General features: G+C 70.7%; 17 protein-coding genes. 12 read left to right on the top strand and 5 right to left on the bottom strand.

All coding sequences use genetic code 11. From position 1 onward, the window contains the following. The first annotated feature begins 53 nt into the window (after positions 1-53). Positions 54-566, top strand: coding sequence for a PaaI family thioesterase (locus AB0J90_RS02120; RefSeq protein WP_363591210.1), 513 nt, complete (start codon positions 54-56; stop codon positions 564-566). 12 nt (positions 567-578) lie between these two features. Here AB0J90_RS02120 and AB0J90_RS02115 read toward each other — a convergent pair whose 3' ends face one another. Beyond that, a complete protein-coding gene (locus AB0J90_RS02115; RefSeq protein ID WP_363591208.1) occupies positions 579-2,036 on the bottom strand; it encodes a PLP-dependent aminotransferase family protein in 1,458 nt (485 codons plus the stop codon). Positions 2,037-2,213: 177 nt separating this feature from the next. Between AB0J90_RS02115 and AB0J90_RS02110 the strand changes: the two genes are divergently transcribed. Next, positions 2,214-5,396: a BTAD domain-containing putative transcriptional regulator gene (locus tag AB0J90_RS02110; RefSeq protein WP_363591206.1), complete on the top strand. Its 3,183-nt coding sequence runs from the start codon at positions 2,214-2,216 to the stop codon at positions 5,394-5,396. On the opposite strand, the gene AB0J90_RS02105 is transcribed toward AB0J90_RS02110, so the two are convergent. Then, positions 5,390-5,890 (bottom strand): Calx-beta domain-containing protein, encoded by a 501-nt coding sequence (locus tag AB0J90_RS02105; protein WP_363591204.1) that lies wholly within the window; start codon positions 5,888-5,890, stop codon positions 5,390-5,392. The two genes, AB0J90_RS02110 and AB0J90_RS02105, sit on opposite strands and share 7 nt — an antisense overlap. A 219-nt stretch (positions 5,891-6,109) precedes the next feature. Here AB0J90_RS02105 and AB0J90_RS02100 point away from each other — a divergent pair, with 219 nt between their 5' ends. From AB0J90_RS02100 to mmsB, 8 genes are all read left to right on the top strand, one after another. Next, on the top strand, positions 6,110-6,475 hold the full coding sequence (locus tag AB0J90_RS02100) for a hypothetical protein (RefSeq protein WP_363591202.1): 366 nt from the start codon (positions 6,110-6,112) through the stop codon (positions 6,473-6,475). A 422-nt stretch (positions 6,476-6,897) separates the two neighbouring features. Further along, complete coding sequence (locus tag AB0J90_RS02095; RefSeq protein WP_363591393.1) at positions 6,898-7,899, top strand: LacI family DNA-binding transcriptional regulator; 1,002 nt, start codon at positions 6,898-6,900, stop codon at positions 7,897-7,899. A gap of 343 nt (positions 7,900-8,242) precedes the next feature. Beyond that, positions 8,243-9,961, top strand: coding sequence for a ribulokinase (gene araB / locus AB0J90_RS02090; RefSeq protein WP_363591200.1), 1,719 nt, complete (start codon positions 8,243-8,245; stop codon positions 9,959-9,961). Continuing rightward, positions 9,958-10,635 (top strand): L-ribulose-5-phosphate 4-epimerase, encoded by a 678-nt coding sequence (locus tag AB0J90_RS02085; RefSeq protein ID WP_363591198.1) that lies wholly within the window; start codon positions 9,958-9,960, stop codon positions 10,633-10,635. Before araB ends, AB0J90_RS02085 begins: the two co-directional genes overlap by 4 nt. 3 nt (positions 10,636-10,638) lie before the next feature. Continuing rightward, a complete protein-coding gene (araA, locus tag AB0J90_RS02080; RefSeq protein ID WP_363591196.1) occupies positions 10,639-12,180 on the top strand; it encodes an L-arabinose isomerase in 1,542 nt (513 codons plus the stop codon). 142 nt (positions 12,181-12,322) lie between these two features. Next, positions 12,323-13,450 carry a multiple monosaccharide ABC transporter substrate-binding protein gene (gene chvE, locus AB0J90_RS02075; RefSeq protein WP_363591194.1) on the top strand — a complete coding sequence of 376 codons (1,128 nt, stop codon included), beginning with the start codon at positions 12,323-12,325 and terminating at the stop codon, positions 13,448-13,450. Between the two features lie 108 nt (positions 13,451-13,558). Then, positions 13,559-15,091 carry a multiple monosaccharide ABC transporter ATP-binding protein gene (mmsA, locus tag AB0J90_RS02070; protein WP_363591192.1) on the top strand — a complete coding sequence of 511 codons (1,533 nt, stop codon included), beginning with the start codon at positions 13,559-13,561 and terminating at the stop codon, positions 15,089-15,091. Between the two features lie 5 nt (positions 15,092-15,096). Next, the gene (gene mmsB, locus AB0J90_RS02065) at positions 15,097-16,359 is read left to right on the top strand and encodes a multiple monosaccharide ABC transporter permease (RefSeq protein WP_363591190.1); all 1,263 of its coding nucleotides are present in this window, start codon (positions 15,097-15,099) and stop codon (positions 16,357-16,359) included. Between the two features lie 130 nt (positions 16,360-16,489). On the opposite strand, the gene AB0J90_RS02060 is transcribed toward mmsB, so the two are convergent. From AB0J90_RS02060 to AB0J90_RS02050, 3 genes are all read right to left on the bottom strand, one after another. After that, the gene (locus tag AB0J90_RS02060) at positions 16,490-17,248 is read right to left on the bottom strand and encodes a hypothetical protein (protein ID WP_363591188.1); all 759 of its coding nucleotides are present in this window, start codon (positions 17,246-17,248) and stop codon (positions 16,490-16,492) included. A 111-nt stretch (positions 17,249-17,359) separates the two neighbouring features. Beyond that, positions 17,360-18,373: an alcohol dehydrogenase catalytic domain-containing protein gene (locus AB0J90_RS02055; RefSeq protein ID WP_363591186.1), complete on the bottom strand. Its 1,014-nt coding sequence runs from the start codon at positions 18,371-18,373 to the stop codon at positions 17,360-17,362. After that, the gene (locus tag AB0J90_RS02050; RefSeq protein WP_363591184.1) at positions 18,370-19,170 is read right to left on the bottom strand and encodes an IclR family transcriptional regulator; all 801 of its coding nucleotides are present in this window, start codon (positions 19,168-19,170) and stop codon (positions 18,370-18,372) included. Before AB0J90_RS02050 ends, AB0J90_RS02055 begins: the two co-directional genes overlap by 4 nt. A gap of 45 nt (positions 19,171-19,215) precedes the next feature. On the opposite strand from AB0J90_RS02050, the gene AB0J90_RS02045 reads away from it, so the two are divergent. Further along, on the top strand, positions 19,216-20,931 hold the full coding sequence (locus AB0J90_RS02045) for an IlvD/Edd family dehydratase (RefSeq protein WP_363591182.1): 1,716 nt from the start codon (positions 19,216-19,218) through the stop codon (positions 20,929-20,931). A 211-nt stretch (positions 20,932-21,142) separates the two neighbouring features. Then, a complete protein-coding gene (locus AB0J90_RS02040) occupies positions 21,143-21,481 on the top strand; it encodes a hypothetical protein (protein WP_363591180.1) in 339 nt (112 codons plus the stop codon). The last annotated feature ends 128 nt before the right edge of the window (positions 21,482-21,609 follow it).

Here is a 21,609-nt window from a genome sequence, read left to right as displayed (position 1 = left end):
CCGCCAGGCTAAGTCTCGTTGACAGACGCAGCAACGCCTGCGACGCTGCGTCTGTGACTCAGACCCAGCCCCGAAGCCGTACCTTCACCTGGTCCGACCCCTCGATCAACGCGGCCAGCCTGGGCCGGCGCAGCGGCCTGGAACTGCTGACCTCCATGATCGCCGGTGAGCTGCCGCCACCTCCGGTGATGCACCTGATCGACATGAGTCGGATGACCGCCGAAGAGGGCCGGGTGGTGGTCGAGATGGAGGTCCAGGAGTTCCACTACAACCCGCTCGGCAGCGTGCACGGGGGAGTGCTCTCCACCCTGCTCGACACCGCCGCCGGCTGTTCCGTGCACAGCACCCTGCCGGCCGGGGTCGGCTACACCTCGCTCGACCTGAACGTGAAGTTCCTCCGCCCGGCCACCGTCCGCTCCGGCGTACTGCGCTGCGAGGGCAACGTGCTGCAACGCGGTCGGCGTACGGCACTGGCCGAGGCGAAGGTGCTGGACAGCGCCGGCCGCCTGATCGCCCACGCCACCTCCACCTGCCTGCTGTTCGACCTCGAACCACCGGCCGTCTAGGTCCGGTGCCGGCTATTTCAGCTCGGACAGGGCGCCGACCAGGCGGGACATGCTCCGGTGCAGGTCCGGGTCGGGCAGGTGGCCGAAGCCCAGCACCAGCGCGGGCGGCGTCACCCGACCGGAGAAGTGGTACGGCGAAAGCGTCGACACCCGTACGCCGTGCTGGCGTACCCGGTCGGCGACCTGCTGGGCGTCGGACCGCTCCGGCAGGTACAGCACCTCGGTGTTGACCGCGTGCGGGGCGCCGAGCCTGATCCGGCGCAGCGGAGCGAGCGCGGACTCGACGATCCGGCGCCGGGCGGCGTAACGACGGCCGAGCCGGTGCATCAGCCGGACGATCACCCCGTCACGCAGCAGCGACGCCAGCGCGAGCTGGGTCAGGTACGGCGGCGCCGCCGCGTACTCGCCGAACTGCCGGCCGACGGAGGCGGTGAGTTCGCGTGGGACGAGCGCGTACCCGAGGTTCAGCGCCGGGGTGAGCAACTCGCAGAAGCCGCCGACCAGGATCGACCGGGCACCGGCGGTGCCGTACAGCCGGGGTAGCTGGCTCACCGCGGGCCGGAAGACCGGGTCGCAGGCGATCTCGACGACGTGGCCGCCGGAACTCGCCGCCCACGCCACCGCGGCCCGGCGTCGTTCGGCGGAGAGCACGTGACCGAGCGGCACCTGGGCGTCGGCGCTGACCACGACGGCCCGGCAGTTCGGCCCGACCGCGTCCAGCCGGGCGCCCTCGACGTCGACCGGCAGCGCGGCCGGCCGCTCCGCGTCCCCGGCGGCGGCCCGGTGCAGGGCCGGCGGCACCGGCTCCTCGATCGCCACCTGGCGTCCGTGCAGGCCCAACGCGTCCAGCACCAACCGGAGTCCATGCGCGGTACCGCCGGTGATCACGACGTCCCGGCCGGCCAGCGGCACCCCACGGCTGGCGGCCAGGTGTTCGGCGACGGCCCGGCGCAACTCCGGCAGGCCGAGTGGTGGAAGGGGTTGTGCCGGTGGCCGGTTGAAGCTCGCCCGCCGCCAGGCCGCCCGCCAGGCCGGCAGTGGGCAGGCCTCGATGTCGACCTGCCCCGGCCGCAGGTCGATGACCGCTGGCCGGTCGGTCGGCGCCGGGGGACGGGTAGCGGCGGCGCGATCGGGCAGGTTCCGCGGCCGCCGTCCGGTGGCACCCGCCCCGGTTCGTCCCGGTCTGCCCGGCTCCGGCCGGGCCGTCGGTCGACCGGCTACGTACGTCCCCGAGCCCGGCTGGCTCTCCAGGTAGCCGCGGGTGAACAGCAACTCGTACGCGGCGGTCGCCACGCCCCGCGAGACGCCGAGCAGTGTGGCGAGGGTACGGGTCGACGGCAACTGCGTACGGTGTGCCAGCAGCCCGTGCTCCACGGCCGTGCCGACCTGGCTGGCGATCTGTTCGTGCAGCGGCTGCCGGGCCTGCCGGGTCACGGTGAGCGGGATGGTGAGGATTGCCTGGTGACGCATTACCTCTGTGTACGGAACCCGGGCTGCGGGGCGGTTGTGCGTCGGTTGTGGAGCCGGCAACCGTCCGACGGCGGATCTCCGACGATTGCTATCCATCGATCATCGGAGACCACTATGCTGCCTGGATAGACGACTCGTGACGCGTGTCCGGCACGCGGAAGGGGGGCCGTGGGGCGTATGTCGGCGGTCCCTGACCCCAACGTCCCGGCTCCGGCACAGGCCCGGTTGGACCGGGCGACCCCGGCGCGACAGCAGATCCGCCTGCTCGGGCCGGTGGAGGTGCTCGGTCCGGCCGGTCCCGCACTGCTCGTCGGAGCCCGTCAGCGTGCCGTGGTGGGACTGCTCGCGCTCAAGGCCGACACGGTGGTGCCGCAGTGGCGGCTGGTCGACGCGCTCTGGGGGCAGCGCCCACCCCGTACGGCGATCAAGTCGTTGCACAGCCACGTCGCCCGCGTACGCCAGGCGCTGACCCTCTGCGGCCTGCCGGACGTGCTGGTCACCAGGGAATCCGGATACACCCTGCGGCTGGATCCCGAGGCCGTCGACGCCGTCCGTTTCCAGGAGTACGCCCGCCGGGGCAGGGAGGAACTCGCCGCCGGAGCACCGGCTCGGGCCGCTGCCCACCTGCGCGAGGGCCTGGACCTGTGGCGGCACGACGTGGCCCTCGCCGACGCCGAGCCGACCGGTTGGGGCGCGGCCGAGGTGGACCGCCTCTCCGAGGTGCGGCTCGCCGCGATCGAGGACCGGTGGGACGCCGAACTCCGGCTGGGGCGGCACGTCGCCGCCGTCGGCGAACTGGAACGGCTGCTGGTCGAGTACCCGGCCCGGGAACGCCTGGTCGGGCTGTTCATGATCGCGCTGTACCGCGCCGGGCGGCAGACCGACGCGCTCGACGCCTACCAGCGGCTCCGAGCCGGTCTGGCGGACGAGTTCGGCGTGGACCCCGGCCCGGACCTGGCCCGGCTGCACACCCGGATCCTGCGCCGCGACCCGAGCCTCGACCCCGAGCCGGACACCTCCGCCGAGGCGACCGCTGCCACCGCGGCTCCCGGGACCGCCGCGCGGCTCGACACCGGGGCGGCGCCGCTGATGCCGACGCCGATGCAACTGCCCGCACCGGTCGGCTTCTTCACCGGGCGCAGCGCCGAGCTGTCCATCCTGGACAAGCTGCTCGACGACCCCGACGGCGACCTTCCGCTGGCGCTCATCTCCGGGCCGGCCGGCATCGGCAAGACCGCTCTGGTGGTGCAGTGGGCGCGGCGGGTCGCGAACCGGTTCCCGGACGGTCAGCTCTTCGTCGACCTGCGCGGGCACGAGCGGGAGTCGACCCTCTCACCGGAGCAGGCGCTGTCGCACATGCTGCGCAGCCTCGGCGTACCGGCGGACCGGATCCCGGCCGAGCTGACCGAGCAGGCCAGCCTCTACCGCTCCCTGCTGCACGGCCGCCGGATCCTGATCGTGTTGGACAACGCCGGCACCGCCGACGACGTACTGCCGCTGGTCCCGGGCAGCGCCGGCACCATGCTCGCGGTGACCAGCCGCAGCGCGATGGCGGCCCTGAACACCCACCACGCGGTCTGCCCGGTCAACCTCGACGTGCTGCCCGATGCCGAGGCGTTGGCGGTGCTGCGGCGGCTGCTCGGCGCCGGGGCGGTGGAGTCCGAACCGGCGGAGGCGGCCGAGCTGGTCCGGCTCTGCGACCGGATGCCGCTGGCACTGCGGATCGCGGCGGCGAAACTGGCGAGCCGGCCCAACCGTACGATCGGGACGCTGGTGACCGAGCTGGCCGGGGCGAACCGGCTCGACGCGCTCAGCGTGGACGGCGACTCGCGCAGCGTACGGACGGTCTTCGCGAGTGCGTACCGGGCGCTGAGCCCTCCGGCCGCACGGCTGTTCCGCCTGCTCGGGCTCCATCCCGGCCCGACCTTCCACGCCCTGCTCGCCGCCGCCGTGGCCGACCTGGACCCGGCCGAGGCGCGCCGGATCGTCGACGAGCTGGTCGTGGCGCACCTCGCGATCGAGACCGGTGTGGACCACTACCGGTTCCACGACCTGATCGCGCTCTTCGCCCAGCAGTGCGCGACCGTGGACGAGAACCCGCAGGACCGGGACCAGGCAACGGTACGGATAGCCGACTGGTACGTCGCCGTCGCCCACGCCGCGAACCGGGTGCTCGATCCTGGGCGGGACCGGGTGACCCCGGTGCTGCGGTATCCGCCGCCCGAGCCGCCGTTCCCGGCCGAGCACCACGCGGCGCTCGCCTTCCTCGACGCCGAGCGCGGCAACCTGCTGCCGATCACCCGGTACGCGGCCGAGCACGGGCTGCCGACAACCGCCTGGCAGCTCACGTACCTGCTGATCGGTTTCTACGACTCGCGGGGGCACTGGCCCGAGCGGGTGGAGATGTGCCGGTGGGGGGTGACCGCGGCCCGGCAGGTCGGCGACCCGGCCACCGAGGGGCTGATGCTCAGTGGACTCGGGGTCGCGCACATCATGGCCCGGCGTTTCGACGCGGCGCTGGACAGCCTGCACGAGGCGCTGCCACTGATGCTCGCCAGCGGCGACCAGCGGGGCGCGGGACACGTGTACAACAACATCGCGGCGGCGTACAGCGGGCTGCGCCGGTTCGACGAGGCGGTCACCGCGTTCCGGCACGCGTTGGCGATCCACTCCGCCAGCGGCTACCGCCTGGGCATCGCGCTGGCACTCAACAACACCGGCCACACCTACGTACGGATGGGCCGGCCGGAGCTGAGTTCGCCCGACCTCGCGCAGGCGCTCACCATCAGCCGGGAGGTCGGCAACCCGAGACTGGAGGCCGCGGTGCTGCACAGTCTCGGCGAGGCCGATCTCGGCCGGGGTGCCCTCGACGACGCACTCGACCACCTCGGCCAGGCGCTGCTGGTCTACCAGGCGATCGGCGATCGCCGCTACGAGGCGGAGACGATGAACGGGCTCGGGCTGGCGCTGCTGCGCCGGGGCGACCCGGCCGCCGCGATCAATCCGTTGCGCCGGGCGCTGCTGCTCACCCGCGACCTCGCCGACCAGCACCTGGAGGCGATCACCCGGCACAACATGGGGCAGGTGCACCTGGACGCGGGGGACCTCGCCGAGGCCGGCGACCAACTTCGGCACGCGCTCGCCCTGCGCGCCCGGATACCCGACCCGTACGAGGAGGCGCGGGTTCGACGGCATCTCGGCGACCTGGACCGTCGGCTCGGTGACCGGGCCGGCACCGAGCACCACTGGCGGCTGGCGGTGGCGCTGTACCGGCGGGCCAACGCCACCGCCGAGGCGGAGGAACTGGCCGCGCGTCTCGATCGGGACGCACGACCAGTCGTCGCGCCCCGTTCCTACTGACCGCCGCCCTTCGGTGGCGCGCCGTCCTTGATGACCACCGTGGCCCGTCCCTGGCCGATCACGCCGGACGACGGGTCGGAGATGTTCACGGTGAACCATTCGTCCGGTTCCCGCAGGGTGTCGGCCCGGATGTCCACCGGCACCTCGACAGCGCGGGCGCCGGCCGGAATCGTCACCCGGCGCTGCGGGATCGCGGTGTAGTCCGCCGGTGCGACAGCGGTGCCGTCGATGGTACGGAACAGCACGGTCAGCGGCGCCTTGACCGGTTCCGACAGGGTCACCGTGACGATGGCCTGGCTGCCCTGCTCGTACGTGACCGGGGGGCCGTCGATCGGGGGCTGCTCCCAGCAGATGGTCCCGTTGATCGAGACCACCACCCGATCGTCTTCCGGGTCACAGCAGGCGTGGCTGGCCGCCGGGGTCAAGCCCAGCAGCGCCGTGGGAACTACGACGGTGGCGGCAAGACTGCCGACTCGCCAGCGCAGACGTGTCATCGGATCCTCTCCTTCGGTCGCCGGTGTCAACTCCCATTAAGCCCTTCTGCGGTTGTGGCGCGGTTGTGACGCACATCGATGGCTCGGATGTCCAGGGCCACTGCCGACCGGAACTGGACCATGCACCGGTCCTGTCCGGTGTGACCAGGCTCGACCGATCCTGATCGCAGGCGGTACCGAGGGGGCATCCGCCGCACCGGAGGTCGGAGGGGGGTGAGCATGGTGGCCGAGCTTCACCTGCATGCCCCGGAGCCGGAGTCCGGGGGAGGCGAACGGGTGGAGGGGACCGCGATGTTCTCGTGGCTGGGCACCCCGACCTCCGGTGGGCCGGACTGGCCGCCGCCGGACCGTCGTCACGACCACCGTTTTGCCCGACGTCGGGTCTCCGTCTGGTCCCTGCTGGCCCTCGGGTCGCACCCGGCGTCGGAGTTGCCGCTCCGGCCGACGGTCGGCCTTCACTGGCGGTACGGCACCGGAGTCCTCGGCACCCGGCGGCGGTTGTCGCGACTGCTCGCCCGGCGCTCGGCGCGACCCCGGTCGGAGTTCCCGATGATGCCGGCCGTCGGGCGGCAGGTCCGATGGTGACGGTGTCCACCAACCGGTGGGGGGAGAGTGTGGGCGGTCCGGAAGCGGCGTTCCGGTAACCGCCCCGCTCTGCCGTACCGGGGTCGCGGAGGTGATGCGGCCACCGCGGGACCCTTGACGAGGGCGATGTTATCGCTAACATGATCGCTGCCGGCATGGTATCGGCTGTGGTGGAAGGAGAGCGGGCCCCGACGCGTCCTCCGTGTTACGGCATGACGCACCGTGTCGACCGGCGCCGCCGTCGGGTTCCGTACCCGACCGATCGGTAGCTGGCCGATCGGTTCGCCGCGGATACCCGCGCGTGGGTGGGTGAATCCGTCGGGCATGGCCGACGATAATCAGATTCCCAAGCGGCGCTCGGTGCAGACGCGGCGATATGTGAGCTTTCCCCGAGTGAGGTAGTGAAAGTGGATAACAGGATGATGCGCAATCCCGCGATGACCGATGTCGCGCGTCTTGCCGGGGTGTCCCACCAGACGGTGTCCCGGGTGCTCAACGATCATCCGAACGTCCGCGAGCAGACCCGCAGCCGGGTTCGCGCCGCCATCGCCGAGCTGGGTTACCGACCGAACCGGGCCGCCCGGACCCTGGTCACCGGTCGATCGCAGTCGATCGGCGTCGTCACGCAGAACTCCACCCTGTACGGCCCGGCGTCGTTGCTCGCCGCCTTCGAGCAGGCCGCGGCGGAAGCCGGCTTCGCCGTCAGCGTGGGCAGCGTCAGCGTGCTCGACCGTCGATCCATCGCCGAGGCGGTCGCCCGTCACCTCGACCACCGGGTTGCCGGGATCATGGTCATCGCGCCGGTGACGTCGGCGAACGAGGCCCTCGACGACCTGCCCGCCGACGTGCCGCTGGTGGCGATCGACGGTGACCCGCGGCGGTCGGCCGCACTGGTCACGGTCGACCAGGTGACCGGGGCACGGGACGCCACCCGGCACCTGCTCGACGCCGGTCACCAGACGGTATGGCACGTTTCCGGCCCGGCCGAGTGGTTCGACAGCGCCGGCCGGATCGAGGGTTGGCGGGAGGCGCTGCGGGCCGCCGGTGCCGAACTGCCGCCGCTGATGCCCGCCGACTGGACCGCCGCCTCGGGTTACCGGGCCGGGCAGATGCTGGCCCGGATGCCGGAGGTCACCGCGATCTTCGCCGCCAACGACCACCTGGCGCTCGGCATCCTGCGGGCGATGAGCGAACGGGGTCGCCGGGTGCCGGAGGAGGTCAGCATCGTCGGCTTCGACGACGTGCCGGAGGCGGCGTACTTCATCCCTCCACTGACGACCATCCGGCCGGACTTCGGTGCCGTGGCGCGGGCGAGCCTTGCCCTGCTGCTGGAGCAGATCGAGTCCGGGCTGCCGACGACCAGCCGACAGACCGTCGCGCCGACCCTGGTGTCCCGGGCGAGCGTCGCGCCTCCGCCGCGCTGACCCGCGCCCCGACCTGACCCCCTGTCCGCGACCAGGGCCACCTGACGCCGGCCCGATCCGGCGCCGGTCCGCGCCCCGGCCCGACCTGACGCCGGTACTCCACGACCCCGGCCCGCGTCGACGCGGGCCCGGGCGGTGAGTGCTCCGATGCGCGACTTGGATGCCTAGCGGGCGGCGAGCGGGTAACGGAATGTAGCCGCTTGTGTGGCAAAACACCCCTGGTCGTTACTGAAATGTTACGACCCCCGGTTGACCGCGCGAATGTTAGCGATAACACTCGTGGTCCGGAGCCCGCGCCTACAGGCTCCCGACCTCGTCCGTCCACCCCCCGAAGGTGCCAGACATGCCGATCGATCCGTCAGAAGCGCTCGTAGTCGGAGTCGACTACGGGACGCTGTCCGGCCGTGCCGTCGTGGTCCGGGCGGTGGACGGCACCGAACTCGGGTCCGCGGTCTTCGAATACCCGCACGCCGTGCTCACCGACGCGCTGCCGGGTGGCACCGTCCCGCTCGGTGCCGACTGGGCACTCCAGGTGCCCGGCGACTACGTCGACGTGCTGCGGTACGCCGTACCGGCCGCACTGGCCGATGCCGGTGCGAACCCGGCGGCGGTGGTCGGAATCGGCACCGACTTCACCGCCTGCACCATGGTTCCGACGCTGGCCGACGGCACCCCGCTCAGCGAACTGCCCCGTTTCGCCGACCGTCCGCACGCCTTCGTGAAGCTCTGGCGGCACCACGCCGCCCAGCCGCAGGCCGACCGGATCAACGAGCTGGCCGCGGAGCGCAACGAATCGTGGCTTCCTCGTTACGGTGGGCTGATCTCGTCGGAGTGGGAGTTCGCCAAGGCACTCCAGCTACTGGAGGAGGACCCCGAGGTCTACGCGGCCATGGAACGCTGGGTCGAGGCGGCGGACTGGATCGTCTGGCAGCTCACCGGCAACTACGTCCGCAACGCCTGCAGCGCGGGGTACAAGGGCATCCTCCAGGACGGCCAATATCCGAGCCCGGAGTTCCTGGCCGCGCTCAACCCCGCCTTCGCGGACTTCGTCGCAACCAAGCTCGACCAGCCGATCGGCGCGCTCGGCTCCGCCGCCGGCACGCTCAGCGCGCAGGCGGCGGCCTGGACCGGGCTGCCGGTCGGCATCCCGGTGGCGGTCGGCAACGTCGACGCGCACGTCACGGCCGCGGCCGGCAACGCCCTGGAACCCGGCCAGATGGTCGCCATCATGGGCACCTCCACCTGCCACGTGATGAACGGCCGCGAACTGCGGGACGTACCGGGCATGTGCGGCGTGGTCGACGGCGGGATCGTCGCCGGTAGCTGGGGCTACGAGGCCGGCCAGAGCGGCGTCGGCGACATCTTCGCCCACTTCGTCTCGACCCAGGTGCCGGCCGGTTACACCGAACGGGCCCAGGCCGAGGGTCTGACCACGCACGATTACCTCACCCGGCTGGCCGCGGAGCAGCAGGTCGGTCAACACGGACTCGTCGCCCTGGACTGGCACAGCGGAAACCGCTCCGTCCTGGTCGACCACGAACTGTCCGGGCTGCTCGTGGGGGAGACGCTGGCGACCCGTCCGGAGGACATCTACCGGGCGCTGCTCGAAGCGACCGCCTTCGGCACCCGGACCATCATCGAGACCTTCGCCGGTGCCGGCGTACCGGTCTCCGAACTGGTCGTGGTCGGCGGGCTGACCAAGAACAAGCTGCTGATGCAGATCTACAGCGACGTGACCCGGCTGCCGCTGTCGCTGATCACCTCCGCCCAGGGACCGGCCCTCGGCTCGGCCATCCACGCCGCCGTCGCGGCCGGGGTCTACCCCGACGTACGCGCCGCGGCGGCTCGGATGGGTCGGGTCGAGCGCGCCGTCTACGTACCGGACGAGGCGGCGGCGGCCCGCTACGACGAGCTGTTCGACGAGTACCGCCAACTTCACGACCACTTCGGCCGGGGAGGCAACGGCGTGATGCGCAGACTCCGGGCGATCCGCCGACAGGCCCTCGCGAACGCCACCGCTGCGCCGACCGAGGCACCGACGGCCCAGACGGTGACCAAGTGACCGTCACCGAATCCGTCGCCGGGACCATCCGTACGCTGCGCGCCCAGGTCGCCGCGCTGCACGCCGAACTGCCGCGCAACGAATTGGTGGTCTGGACCGCCGGCAACGTCTCCGCCCGGGTCCCCGGCGCGGACCTGCTGGTCATCAAGCCGTCCGGGGTCAGCTACGACGAGATCACCGCCGACAACATGGTGGTGACCGACCTCGACGCCAATCTCGTCGACGGTGAGCTGGCGCCGTCCTCCGACACCGCCGCCCACGCCTACGTCTACAAGCACATGCCGCACGTCGGCGGCGTGGTGCACACCCACTCGACGTACGCGACCGCCTGGTCGGCGAGGGCCGAGCCGATCCCGTGCGTGCTCACGATGATCGCGGACGAGTTCGGTGGCGAGATCCCGGTCGGCCCGTTCGCACTGATCGGGGACGACTCGATCGGCCAGGGCATCGTCGCCACCCTCACCGGGCACCGGTCGCCGGCGGTGCTGATGCGCAACCACGGCGTGTTCACCATCGGGGCCAGCGCCCGAGCCGCGGTCAAGGCGGCAGTGATGTGCGAGGACGTGGCGCGGACCGTACACATCTCCCGCCAGCTCGGCACCCCGCTGCCGCTCGCGGCCGACGACATCGACTCGCTCTACGCCCGCTACCAGAACGTGTACGGGCAGGCCTGAGTCATGCCCGGAACAGGAGGATCCGCCATCACACCGGACACCAAACCCCAGATCTGGTTCCTCACCGGCAGCCAGCACCTCTACGGCCCGGAGACGCTTCAGCAGGTGGCCGAGCAGTCGCAGGAGATCCAGCGGACGCTGACCGGCGCCGGTCGGATCGCCGCGGAACTGGTGTGGCAACCGGTCCTCACCGACGCGGGCGCGATCCGGCAGGTGATGCTCGCGGCGAACGCCGACCCGGACTGCATCGGGGTCATCGCCTGGATGCACACGTTCTCCCCGGCGAAGATGTGGATCAGCGGGCTCGACGTCCTGCGTAAGCCGCTGCTGCACCTGCACACCCAGCTCAACGTCGCGCTGCCGTGGGCGTCCATCGACATGGACTTCATGAACCTCAACCAGGCAGCGCACGGTGACCGGGAGTTCGGGTTCATCCAGACCCGGCTCGGCGTGGCCCGCAAGACCGTCGCCGGACACGCCTCCGACCCGGCCCTGGTGGCCCGGATCGACGGCTGGGCCCGTGCCGCCGCCGGCTACAGCCATCTCCGTACGCTGCGCCTGGCCCGCTTCGGCGACAACATGCGCGACGTCGCGGTCACCGAGGGCGACAAGGTCGAGGCCGAGCTGCGCTTCGGCGTCTCGGTGAACACGTACGGCGTCAACGACCTCGTCGAGCTGGTCGACCAGGTGGCCGACGACGCGATCGACAAGCTGGTCGTGGAGTACGCCGACCAGTACCGGCTCGCCCCGGAACTCGCCTCGTCCGGCCAGCGCCACCCGGAACTGCGGTACGCCGCCCGGATCGAACTCGGCCTGCGCCAGTTCCTCACCACTGGCGGCTTCGGTGCGTTCACCACCAACTTCCAGGACCTCGGCGGGCTGCGCCAGCTTCCCGGCATCGCGGTCCAGCGGTTGATGGCCGACGGCTACGGCTTCGGTGGCGAGGGCGACTGGAAGACCTCCGCACTGCTCGCCGCCGTCAAGGCGATGGGGGTCGGCACCGGGCGCGGCACCTCCTTCATGGAGGACTACACCTACCACTTCGGGCCGGGCGAGCCGAAGATCCTCGGCGCGCACATGCTGGAGGTCTGCCCGACCATCGCCGGTGGGCAGCCGTCCTGCGAGATCCACCCGCTCGGCATCGGCGGCCGGGAGGACCCGGTCCGGCTCGTCTTCGACGCCGTCTCCGGGCCCGGCGTGGTGATCGGGCTGGCCGACCTCGGCGACCGGTTCCGCTTCGTGGCCAACGAGATCGAGGTTGTCCCGCCGGACGAGCCGCTGCCGAACCTGCCGGTGGCGCGGGCGGTGTGGAAGCCGGCCCCGTCGCTGTCCACCTCGGCCGAGTCCTGGCTGACCGCCGGGGGACCGCACCACACGGTGCTGACCCAGGCCGTCGGGGTGGAGACCTTGACGGACTTCGCGAACATGCTCCGCACCGAACTGCTGGTGATCGACCAGCACACCACCGCCACCGGCTTCACCGACCGGCTGCGCTGGAACCAGGCCTACTACCGGCTTGCCCAAGGGCTGCCGGGCAGGGGGTGAGGGAGATTCCGTCCCTCATCCGCACGATCACGTCGACCGGCCCGAGGTCGGTCGACACCCCCAGGAATGAATCGCGGCGACCTTCGCAGCCGGATCAACTGATCACGGTCGGCCCCCGCGCTCTGTACTCAAAGGAGAGAACATGAGGTTCGTACGGCTCGCGTCGGTGGCAGGAGCCATCACGCTCGCCGCCGCCCTGACGGCCTGCGGCTCGAGCACCAAGACCGTCGACCAGGGCGCGGAGGGCGGGAACAACGCCGGCGCCCTGATCGGCGTCACCATGCCGACCAGGTCCTCCGAGCGTTGGATCCACGACGGTGACAACGTCAAGAGCGCGCTGGAGAAGCTGGGCTACAAGGTCGACCTGCAGTACGCCGAGAACGACATCCCGACGCAGGTCAACCAGATCGAGAACCAGATCACGAGGGGCGCCAAGCTGCTCATCGTGGCCTCGATCGACGGCACCGCGCTGACCACGCAGTTGCAGGAGGCCGGGGACAAGAAGATCCCGGTCATCTCCTACGACCGCCTGATCCGCAACAGCCCGAACGTGGACTACTACGCCACCTTCGACAACTTCAAGGTCGGCGTCGAGCAGGCCACCTCGCTGCTGGTCGGCCTGGGTCTGAAGAAGGCCGACGGCACCGACGGCGAGGCCAAGGGCCCGTTCAACATCGAGCTGTTCGCCGGCTCGCCGGACGACAACAACGCCACCTTCTTCTTCAACGGCGCGATGTCGGTCCTGCAGCCGTACCTGGACAAGGGCACGCTGGTGGTGAAGAGCGGTCAGAAGGACTTCAAGACCGTCGCCATCCTGCGCTGGGACCCGGCCACCGCGCAGAAGCGGATGGAGGACCTGCTGTCGAAGACCTACAGCGGCGGCACCAAGGTCAACGGCGTGCTGTCCCCGTACGACGGGCTGTCGATCGGCATCCTGTCCGCGCTCAAGAGCAACGGCTACGGCACCGCCGGCCAGCCGTACCCGCCGGTCACCGGTCAGGACGCCGAGCTGGCATCGGTGAAGTCGATCATCGCGGGTGAGCAGTACTCGACCGTCTACAAGGACACCCGGCAGCTCGCCGACGTGACGGTCAAGATGGCGGACGCCGTACTCAAGGGCGACAAGCCCGAGGTGAACAACACGACCGACTACGACAACGGCAACAAGGTCGTCCCGTCGTTCCTGCTGCAGCCGGTCGTGGTGGACAAGTCGAACTACCAGAAGGCCGTGGTCGACTCCGGTTTCTACACCGCCGACCAGCTGAAGTAATTCGATCGCGCGGTCCTGCCGCCGGATCCGGGAACACCGGGCCGGCGGCAGGACCGGCGGGGTGACGCGGCTCAACGGCGATCAGCACAGCCCGGAGGGACACCAGGCATGACCGACGACAACATCCTGCGGATGCGCGGGATCACCAAGACGTTCCCCGGGGTGAAGGCGCTCCAGGACGTCAACCTGTCCGTACGCCGGGGCGAGATCCACGCGATCTGCGGCGAGAACGGCGCGGGCAAGTCGACTTTGATGAAGGTGCTCTCGGGCGTCTACCCGTACGGGTCGTACGAGGGCGAGATCTACGTCGACGGCGAGCTGTCCAAGTTCGGCGACATCCGGGCCAGCGAGCAGCGCGGCATCGCGATCATCCACCAGGAGCTGGCGCTCGCCCAGCAGCTTTCCATCGCGGAGAACATCTTCCTCGGCAACGAGTTGTCGAACCGCGGGCTGATCGACTGGAACCGGACCAACCACGAGGCGGCCGAGTTGCTGCGTCGGGTGGGGTTGACGGAGAACCCGGTGACGCCGGTGCTCGACCTGGGCGTGGGCAAGCAGCAGCTGGTCGAGATCGCCAAGGCGCTCTCCAAGCGGGTGCGACTGCTGATCCTCGACGAGCCGACCGCCGCGTTGAACGACGACGACTCCGCCCACCTGCTCGACCTGCTGCGCGGGCTGCGCAGCCAGGGCATCACGTCCGTGATCATCTCGCACAAGCTCAACGAGGTCCGGGAGATCGCCGACCGGATCACGATCCTGCGCGACGGGCGCTCGATCGAGACCCTCGATCCGGCGGTCGAGGAGGTCACCGAGGACCGCATCATCTCCGGGATGGTCGGCCGGGCCCTGGAGAACCGCTTCCCGCCGCACGAGTCGCGGATCGGCGAGGAGGTCCTGCGGATCGAGGACTGGACCGTACACAGCCCGACCCAGCGCGGCCGGGTGGTGGTCTCGAAGGCCAACCTGAGCCTGCGTCGGGGCGAGATCGTAGGGCTGGCCGGTCTGATGGGCGCCGGTCGTACGGAGCTTGCGATGAGTGTCTTCGGCCGCTCGTACGGGACGAACATCTCCGGCCGGATCTTCAAGGACGGTCACCAGATCGAGCTGCGCTCGGTCCGGGACGCCATCCGGCACGGCATCGCGTACGTGACCGAGGACCGCAAGCGGTACGGGCTCAACCTGATCGACGACATCAAGCGCAACATCTCCGCTGCCGGGCTGCGCAAGCTCGCCCGTCGGGGCTGGGTGAACGAGAACGAGGAGTACCGGGTCGCGAACGACTTCCGGACCAGCATGAACATCAAGGCGCCGACCGTCGCGAGCATCACCGGCAAGCTCAGCGGTGGTAACCAGCAGAAGGTCGTGCTGTCGAAGTGGATCTTCACGGATCCGGACGTACTGATCCTCGACGAGCCGACCCGTGGCATCGACGTCGGCGCGAAGTACGAGATCTACTCGATCATCAACCGGCTCGCCGACGAGGGCAAGGCCGTGCTGGTCATCTCGTCGGAACTGCCCGAACTACTGGGCCTCTGTGACCGCGTCTACGCCCTGTCGGCGGGCCGGGTGACCGGCGAGGTCGACCGCAAGGACGCCACCCAGGAACGACTCATGCAGTACATGACCAAGGAACAGGAGTAGACCCGATGAGCAGCATCGCACCCGCGAGCGCCGATGCCGGTGCCGTGGTCGGCGTCGGCGACTCGCGGCCACCGGACGGCAAGCCGCAGCGACGACTCTCGCTGAACCTTCGGCAGAGCGGCATCTACGTCGCGTTCGCCCTGATCATCGTGTTGTTCTCGGTGTTGACCGGCGGCGACCTGCTACAGCCGCAGAACATCTCAAACATCATCGTGCAGAACTCGTACATCCTGATCCTCGCGATCGGGATGATCCTGATCATCATCGCCGGCCACATCGACCTGTCGGTGGGATCGGTGGTGGCGGTCAGCGGTGCGATCTCCGCGGTGCTGATGGTCAACCACGATGTTCCCTGGCCCCTCGCACTGCTGATCACGTTGGTGGTCGGTGGGCTGATCGGTGCCTGGCAGGGCTACTGGATCGCGTACTTCGGCATCCCGGCGTTCATCGTCACGCTGGCCGGCATGCTGCTCTTCCGCGCGCTGACCCTCACCGTCCTGGGTAACCAGGGCATCGGCCCGTTCCCGGAGGAGATCCGTACCCTTTCCAACGGGTTCACCAGCGGTTACTTCGGCAACATCGGCCTCGGGCCACTGGGTGGCGCGGACCTGTTCAGCCTCCTGGTGGGTGTGGTCGCGGTGGTCGGCATCGCCGGTACCCAGTGGCGTACGCGCAAGGCGCGGCTCGGCTACCAGCAGGTCGTGGACCCGCTGCCGCTGTTCCTGCTGAAGATCGTCGCGGCTGCCGTGGTGGTCCTGGCGGTGGTGGTGCAGCTCGCCCGGTTCAAGAACCTGCCCTGGGTGCTGGTGCTGCTGGCGGTGCTGGTGCTCGGCTACTCGCTGCTCACCAACCGGGTGGTGTTCGGCCGCCAGATCTACGCGGTCGGTGGCAACGTACAGGCTGCGACGCTCTCCGGTGTCAAGGTCAAGTCGGTGATCTTCTGGATCTTCGTCAACATGGGCGTGCTCGCCGCACTCGCCGGGGTCATCTTCGCCGGCCGGCTCAACCAGGCCGGCCCGACCGCGGGTAACTCCTTCGAACTCGACGCGATCGCGGCCGCGTTCATCGGCGGCGCGGCAGTCCAGGGCGGCGTCGGCAAGGTGGTCGGCGCCATCACCGGTGGTCTGATCATGGGCGTGATCAACAATGGCATGTCCCTGATCGGTGCCCCCAGCGAGCGGGTGATGCTGGTCAAGGGCATCGTGCTGCTCGCGGCCGTGGCGTTCGACGTCTGGACCAAGCGGCGCGCCGGGCTGGCCAGCCGCTGATCGCAGGGTCCCGCCGGTAACGGCGGTCGGTGCCGAACCGGCACCGACCGCCGTCGGCGTTCCTCAGGTGACCGCCCCGGGGCTCCGGCCTGCAGCGCGGCACCGGGCCCGGGACGACCTGTCCGTACGTTCAGCGCCGCAGCATCGACAGCGCGTGCATGGCCGACCGTGCGGCCATCACCCGACCCATGCCCTTGGAGGCGTACCGCAGCCCGCCGGACGCCTGTCGCATCGCCCCCGGTACGTGCCGCATCGCGCCCGACGCCTGCTGCATCGCGCCGGGTACGTGCCGCATCGCCGTCGAGGCGTACCGGGACGCGTGCGACTGGCGGCGCCGCATGCTCTTGGCCCGTTGCAGCATTCCCTTGGCCACCTGGCCCGGCTTCTGCTGCTCACCGGCGAGCGCGGTGATTACGATCAGCGCGCCGGTGAGGGCGGGAATCGCCCACTGGAGCACCCGGAGCTGGCGCTGGCTCGACGCGATGTCCTTCGGGGTGGCGTGGTTCGGTTCGGTGGTCCCGTCGACTGGCGGACCACCGGCCTTCTGCAGTCTCATGCCGAGCATCCGGCTGTAGCCGGTCACCGCCAGTGCCGCGACGGTGAGCCCGGTCTTGACCAGGCTCATCCTGGCGACCCCGGCCTGGGCGATCACCCGTGGGCTCTCGGTCACCAACTCGCCCGCGGCACCGGCCATGTGGGCACCGATCGCGGCGGCGTTGACCGGCGTCCACCGGGCCCAGCCGGCCGAGGCCACGCCGAGCCGTTCCTTCGAGTTGTCGACCCGTGTCGCCGCGCTGTTGACGCCGACCGCCCCCATCAGCGAGCCGCCGAACCAGGCCGCCAATCCCAGATCGTGCATCGAGCGCAACACCGTGTGTCGTTCGGACATCTGATCCCTCCCACCTGGTGAGGACCGGCGCTTACCCGTCGATTGCCGGCCTAATCCCGCTGGCGCGTCGACACCTGCGGCGGGGTGGAACCGACGCCGGTCCCACCGTGATCAGCGGCGGGGGTCGACGTGCACCTTGGGGCCCGGTCCGGCGTCGTCGGGCAGCCGCCCGGCCAGCACCTCGCCGACCTGTTCGAGGCCGACGGTGGCGGCGACCAGCGGCCGGGGGTCGACGGCCGCGGCGGCGTACCGCTCGATCGTGCCGGCGAGCCCGGTCGAGGCGCCGAGGATCCCCACCGCGGTCACGTCCTTGAGCACCAGGGTCCGGGTGTCGAGCCGGCTCGGGGTCCCGGCCAGGCCGATGTAGACCACCCGACCGCCGGGTTCCACCAGGTCGAGCGCGAGCGCCGGTACGGCCGGGTCGTTGGAGGCGTCGACAACCGCGTCCCAGGGCAGCGCCGGGATGCTGTCGTCGCCCCACACACCGGCAAAACCCAGGGTGCGGGCGAATTCCAGGGACCGGGGCGCCTTCCCCACCACGTGCACCTCGGCGCCCTCGGCGCGGGCGAACTCGGCCACCAGCAGCCCGATGGTTCCCGGGCCGAGCACGAGCACCCGGTCACCCGGAGCGGGTGCGGCGGCCCGTACGGACCGGAGCGCGTTGCCGCCCGGTTCCACCAGCGCGCCGGCCGTGTCGTCCACCGTGTCCGGTAGGGCGTGCAGGGCGCTCACCGGTACGGCCAGCTGCTCGGCCAGCGCACCGGCGAACCCGCCCCGGATGCCGATCTCGCTGCGGTCCGCGCAGACGTGACCGAGCCCGCCCAGGCACCGCCGGCAGTGGCCGCAGCCGAGCATCGTGTCCCCGGTGACCCGCCGGCCGAGCCAGCGCGGATCGACTCCGCGGCCCACCTCGGCCACCGTGCCGCACCACTCGTGACCCAGTCGCATCGGGTACCGCGCGTGCCCCTGGTGCAGGTACGCCATCTCGCCGGTGAAGAATTCGACGTCGGTGCCGCAGACCCCGACCCGGGACACGTCGACCACGACCTGGCCCGGTCCCGCCTTGGGCGGTTCCACCTCCTGCACGCCGGACCGGTGCGGTCCGGTGACCACGAAGGCCCTCATACCGGCCGCCCTCCCCGTTCGACGATGGCGCGGATGGCCGGCAGGTCCTCGACCAGGTCCCGCAGCGTGGTCCGGTACGTCAGCGCGCTGATGCTGACCGCACCGCTGGGCGTGGTCGGCGAGGAGAGGAAGAGCGGCAGGGCCAGGCAGCTCACGCCGGGCTCGTTCTCCTGGTCCTCGACGCCGTACCCGCGTTGCCTGGTCAGGGCCAGTTCGGCGCAGAGGTCGGCCACCGCCGTCCGGGTCCGCTCCGTACGGGCTTCGAGGCGCGTGGTGGCGGCCCAGGCGCGTACGGCGTTGTCGTCGGGGAGGTGGTGGGCCAGGAGCAGCTTGCCCAGTGCGGTGCTGTGGGCGGGATTGCGCCCGCCGACGGTGGAGGTGAGCCTGACCGCGCCGCTCGGCGGATCGATCTTCGACCGGTACACCACCGACCGCCCGTCGAGTACGGCGTAGTGCGCGGTCTCGCCGTGCCGGGCGGACAGCTCGCGCAGAATGGGGACGACCCGGAGGTGGTCCAGTCGGGCTTCGTGGTTGGCGAAGGCGAGGCGGATGAATTCGTCGCCCAGCACGTACTGCCGGCGCTCGTCCTGGGTGGCGAAACCGGCTCGACGTAGCGCGGCCAGTGCCCGGTGCACGGTGGGTTTGGGGCTGGCCACGGTGCGGGCGAGGTCCTCCAGCGCGATGCCGTCCGGGTGCCGGGCCAGCTCGGTGAGGACGGCGAGCACCCGGTCGGAGCCGACCAGCGGGCTCGCGGCGGGCTGTTCCGCCGTACCAGATCTTGCGGTAGCCTCGGCCACGTTCCGAATCGTAGACTGAGGTTCCAATAATTGGAAGGCGCTCACATGTCGGGGCAGCGCAGCGCGCAGTGGTACGGCGGAACCGACCGCAACGCCTACATCCACCGCGCCTGGATGCGCCGGGGCCTGCCCGCGCACGCCTTCGACGGCCGCCCGCACATCGCGATCGCCAACACCGCCTCGGACCTCACCCCGTGCAACAGCCACCTCGACGAGGTAGCCGAGAGCGTCAAGCAGGGCGTGTACGAGGCCGGCGGCATACCGCTGAACCTGCCCGTGGTGTCGCTCGGCGAGACGCAGGTACGCCCGACCGCGATGCTGTGGCGCAACATGGCGGCGATGGCGACCGAGGAGATGCTGCGGGCCAACCCGATCGACGGCGTGGTGCTGCTCGGCGGCTGCGACAAGACCATTCCGGCGCTGCTGATGGCCGCCGCTTCGGTCGACCTGCCGGCGGTGGTGGTTCCCGGCGGCCCGATGCTGACCGGCACCTTCCGGGGTGTGCCGCTGGGCTGCGGCACCGACGTGTGGAAGCTGTCCGAGGAGGTCCGCGCGGGCACCCTGTCCGAGGAGCAGTTCCTCAGGTCCGAGTCGTCGATGATCCGCAGTCGGGGGCACTGCAACACGATGGGCACCGCGTCCACGATGGCGCTGGTCGCGGAGGCCCTCGGCACCACCATTCCCGGTTTCGCCGGCACCCCGGCACCCGACAGCCGCCTGCTCGAACGCGCCCACGACACGGGTCGGCTCGCCGTGGAACTGGTCGCCGAGCAGCGCCGCCCGAGTCACCTGCTCACCCGGGGCTCTTTCCTGAACGCGATCGTCGCGCTGGCCGCCATCGGCGGATCGACCAACGCGGTCGTGCACCTGCTCGCCATCGCCGGCCGGCTCGGGATCGAGCTGACCCAGGACGACTTCGACCGTACCGGTGGGGGTGTGCCGTTGCTGGTCGACCTCCAGCCGGCGGGCCGCTTCCTGATGGACGACCTGTACCGGGCCGGCGGGCTGCTCGCCGTGCTGCGTGAGGTCCGCGACCTGCTCGACCCGGACGCGCTCACGGTGACCGGCCGCCCGCTGGTCGACTACCTCGACGAGGCCCAGATCTGGGACCACGAGGTGATCCGGGTACGCGACCAGCCGCTGCTGCCGCACGCCGGGATCGCGGTGCTCCACGGCAACCTGGCCCCGTCCGGCGCAATCATCAAACCGGCGGCGGCGTCACCGCACCTGCTGCGCCACCGCGGCCGGGCGATGGTCTTCGACTCCGTCGAGGATCTGCACGCCCGGATCGACGACCCGGATCTCGACGTCGACGCGGACTCGGTGCTGGTCCTGCGCGGCTGTGGACCGCGCGGCTATCCGGGCATGCCCGAGGTGGCCAACCTGCCCCTGCCGGCCAAGCTGCTGCGGGCCGGGGTCCGCGACATGGTACGGATCTGCGACGGCCGGATGAGCGGCACCGCGTACGGCACGGTGGTGTTGCACGTCGCCCCGGAGGCGGCGGTCGGTGGTCCGCTGGCGCGGCTGCGTACCGGTGACGTGATCGTGCTCGACGTCGAGGCCCGGCGCCTGGACGTCGACCTGCCCGAGGGGGAGTGGGAGTCGCGCCCGCCGGACGCGGCGACCGTACGGGCGTACGCCGCACCGAAGCGCGGCTGGGAACGGCTCTACGTCGACACCGTCCAGCAGGCCGACACCGGCGCCGACCTCGACTTCCTGATCGGGTCCAGCGGCGACGAGGTGGCTCGCGAGTCGCACTGAACTCCTGTCGACCCGATTCGCCACCGGCAATTCAGGTGATGGTCCGACAATTCAGAATCGTATTCACGTAATTGTTCTCCGGTCGCCTGCAGCTTTCATCTCGCGTACAGGTTTCTTGAAGGTTTCTCCCGGTCAGGGGTGCTGCAATGGATGTGCTGCCGGGAGTAGGCCCGCCGGCGGTTTGCTCGGACTCGGACCGAAGGAGCACCTGATGCGCTGGCTGTCCCGGCGGCGGACGTCCGCCGACGATCACACGCCCACGAAGCTCGACCGGGAGGGAACCTCCGCCGACCTCGCGGCGCTGTCCGCGTTCATCGACGACCGGCGCGGGGTCGAGTTGTACCTCGAACCGGAGACGACGGCCACGGACACGACCGTTGTCGCCATCGCCGACGACGGCGAGTGGATCCGCCGCCGGACCGGCTCGCCCAGCGTCGCCCAGCGGCTGGCGCACCGGCACTCGGTGCCGATCTACGAGGCGGCGCGGGTCGGCTACCCGGAACGGATGCGGGCCTGGAACCGCCAGCACCCCGAGCGCCGGATGCGCTGACCGTGAAGATCACGTCCCCCGGGTCTGGTCGCTGCTGGGGGGAACTCCCGGGTATCGACGTAGAAACATTCGTGAATCCGATCTGATCTCCGGCAGAAATGATCTGCTGGTTGGCTGACGCCCAGTAT

Origin of the sequence: Micromonospora sp. NPDC049523 (assembly GCF_040676775.1) — a bacterium.
GTDB lineage: Bacteria > Actinomycetota > Actinomycetes > Mycobacteriales > Micromonosporaceae > Micromonospora_G.
The sequence above is the reverse complement of the archived record's forward strand: the minus strand, read 5'-3'. Positions and strand labels throughout refer to the sequence as shown.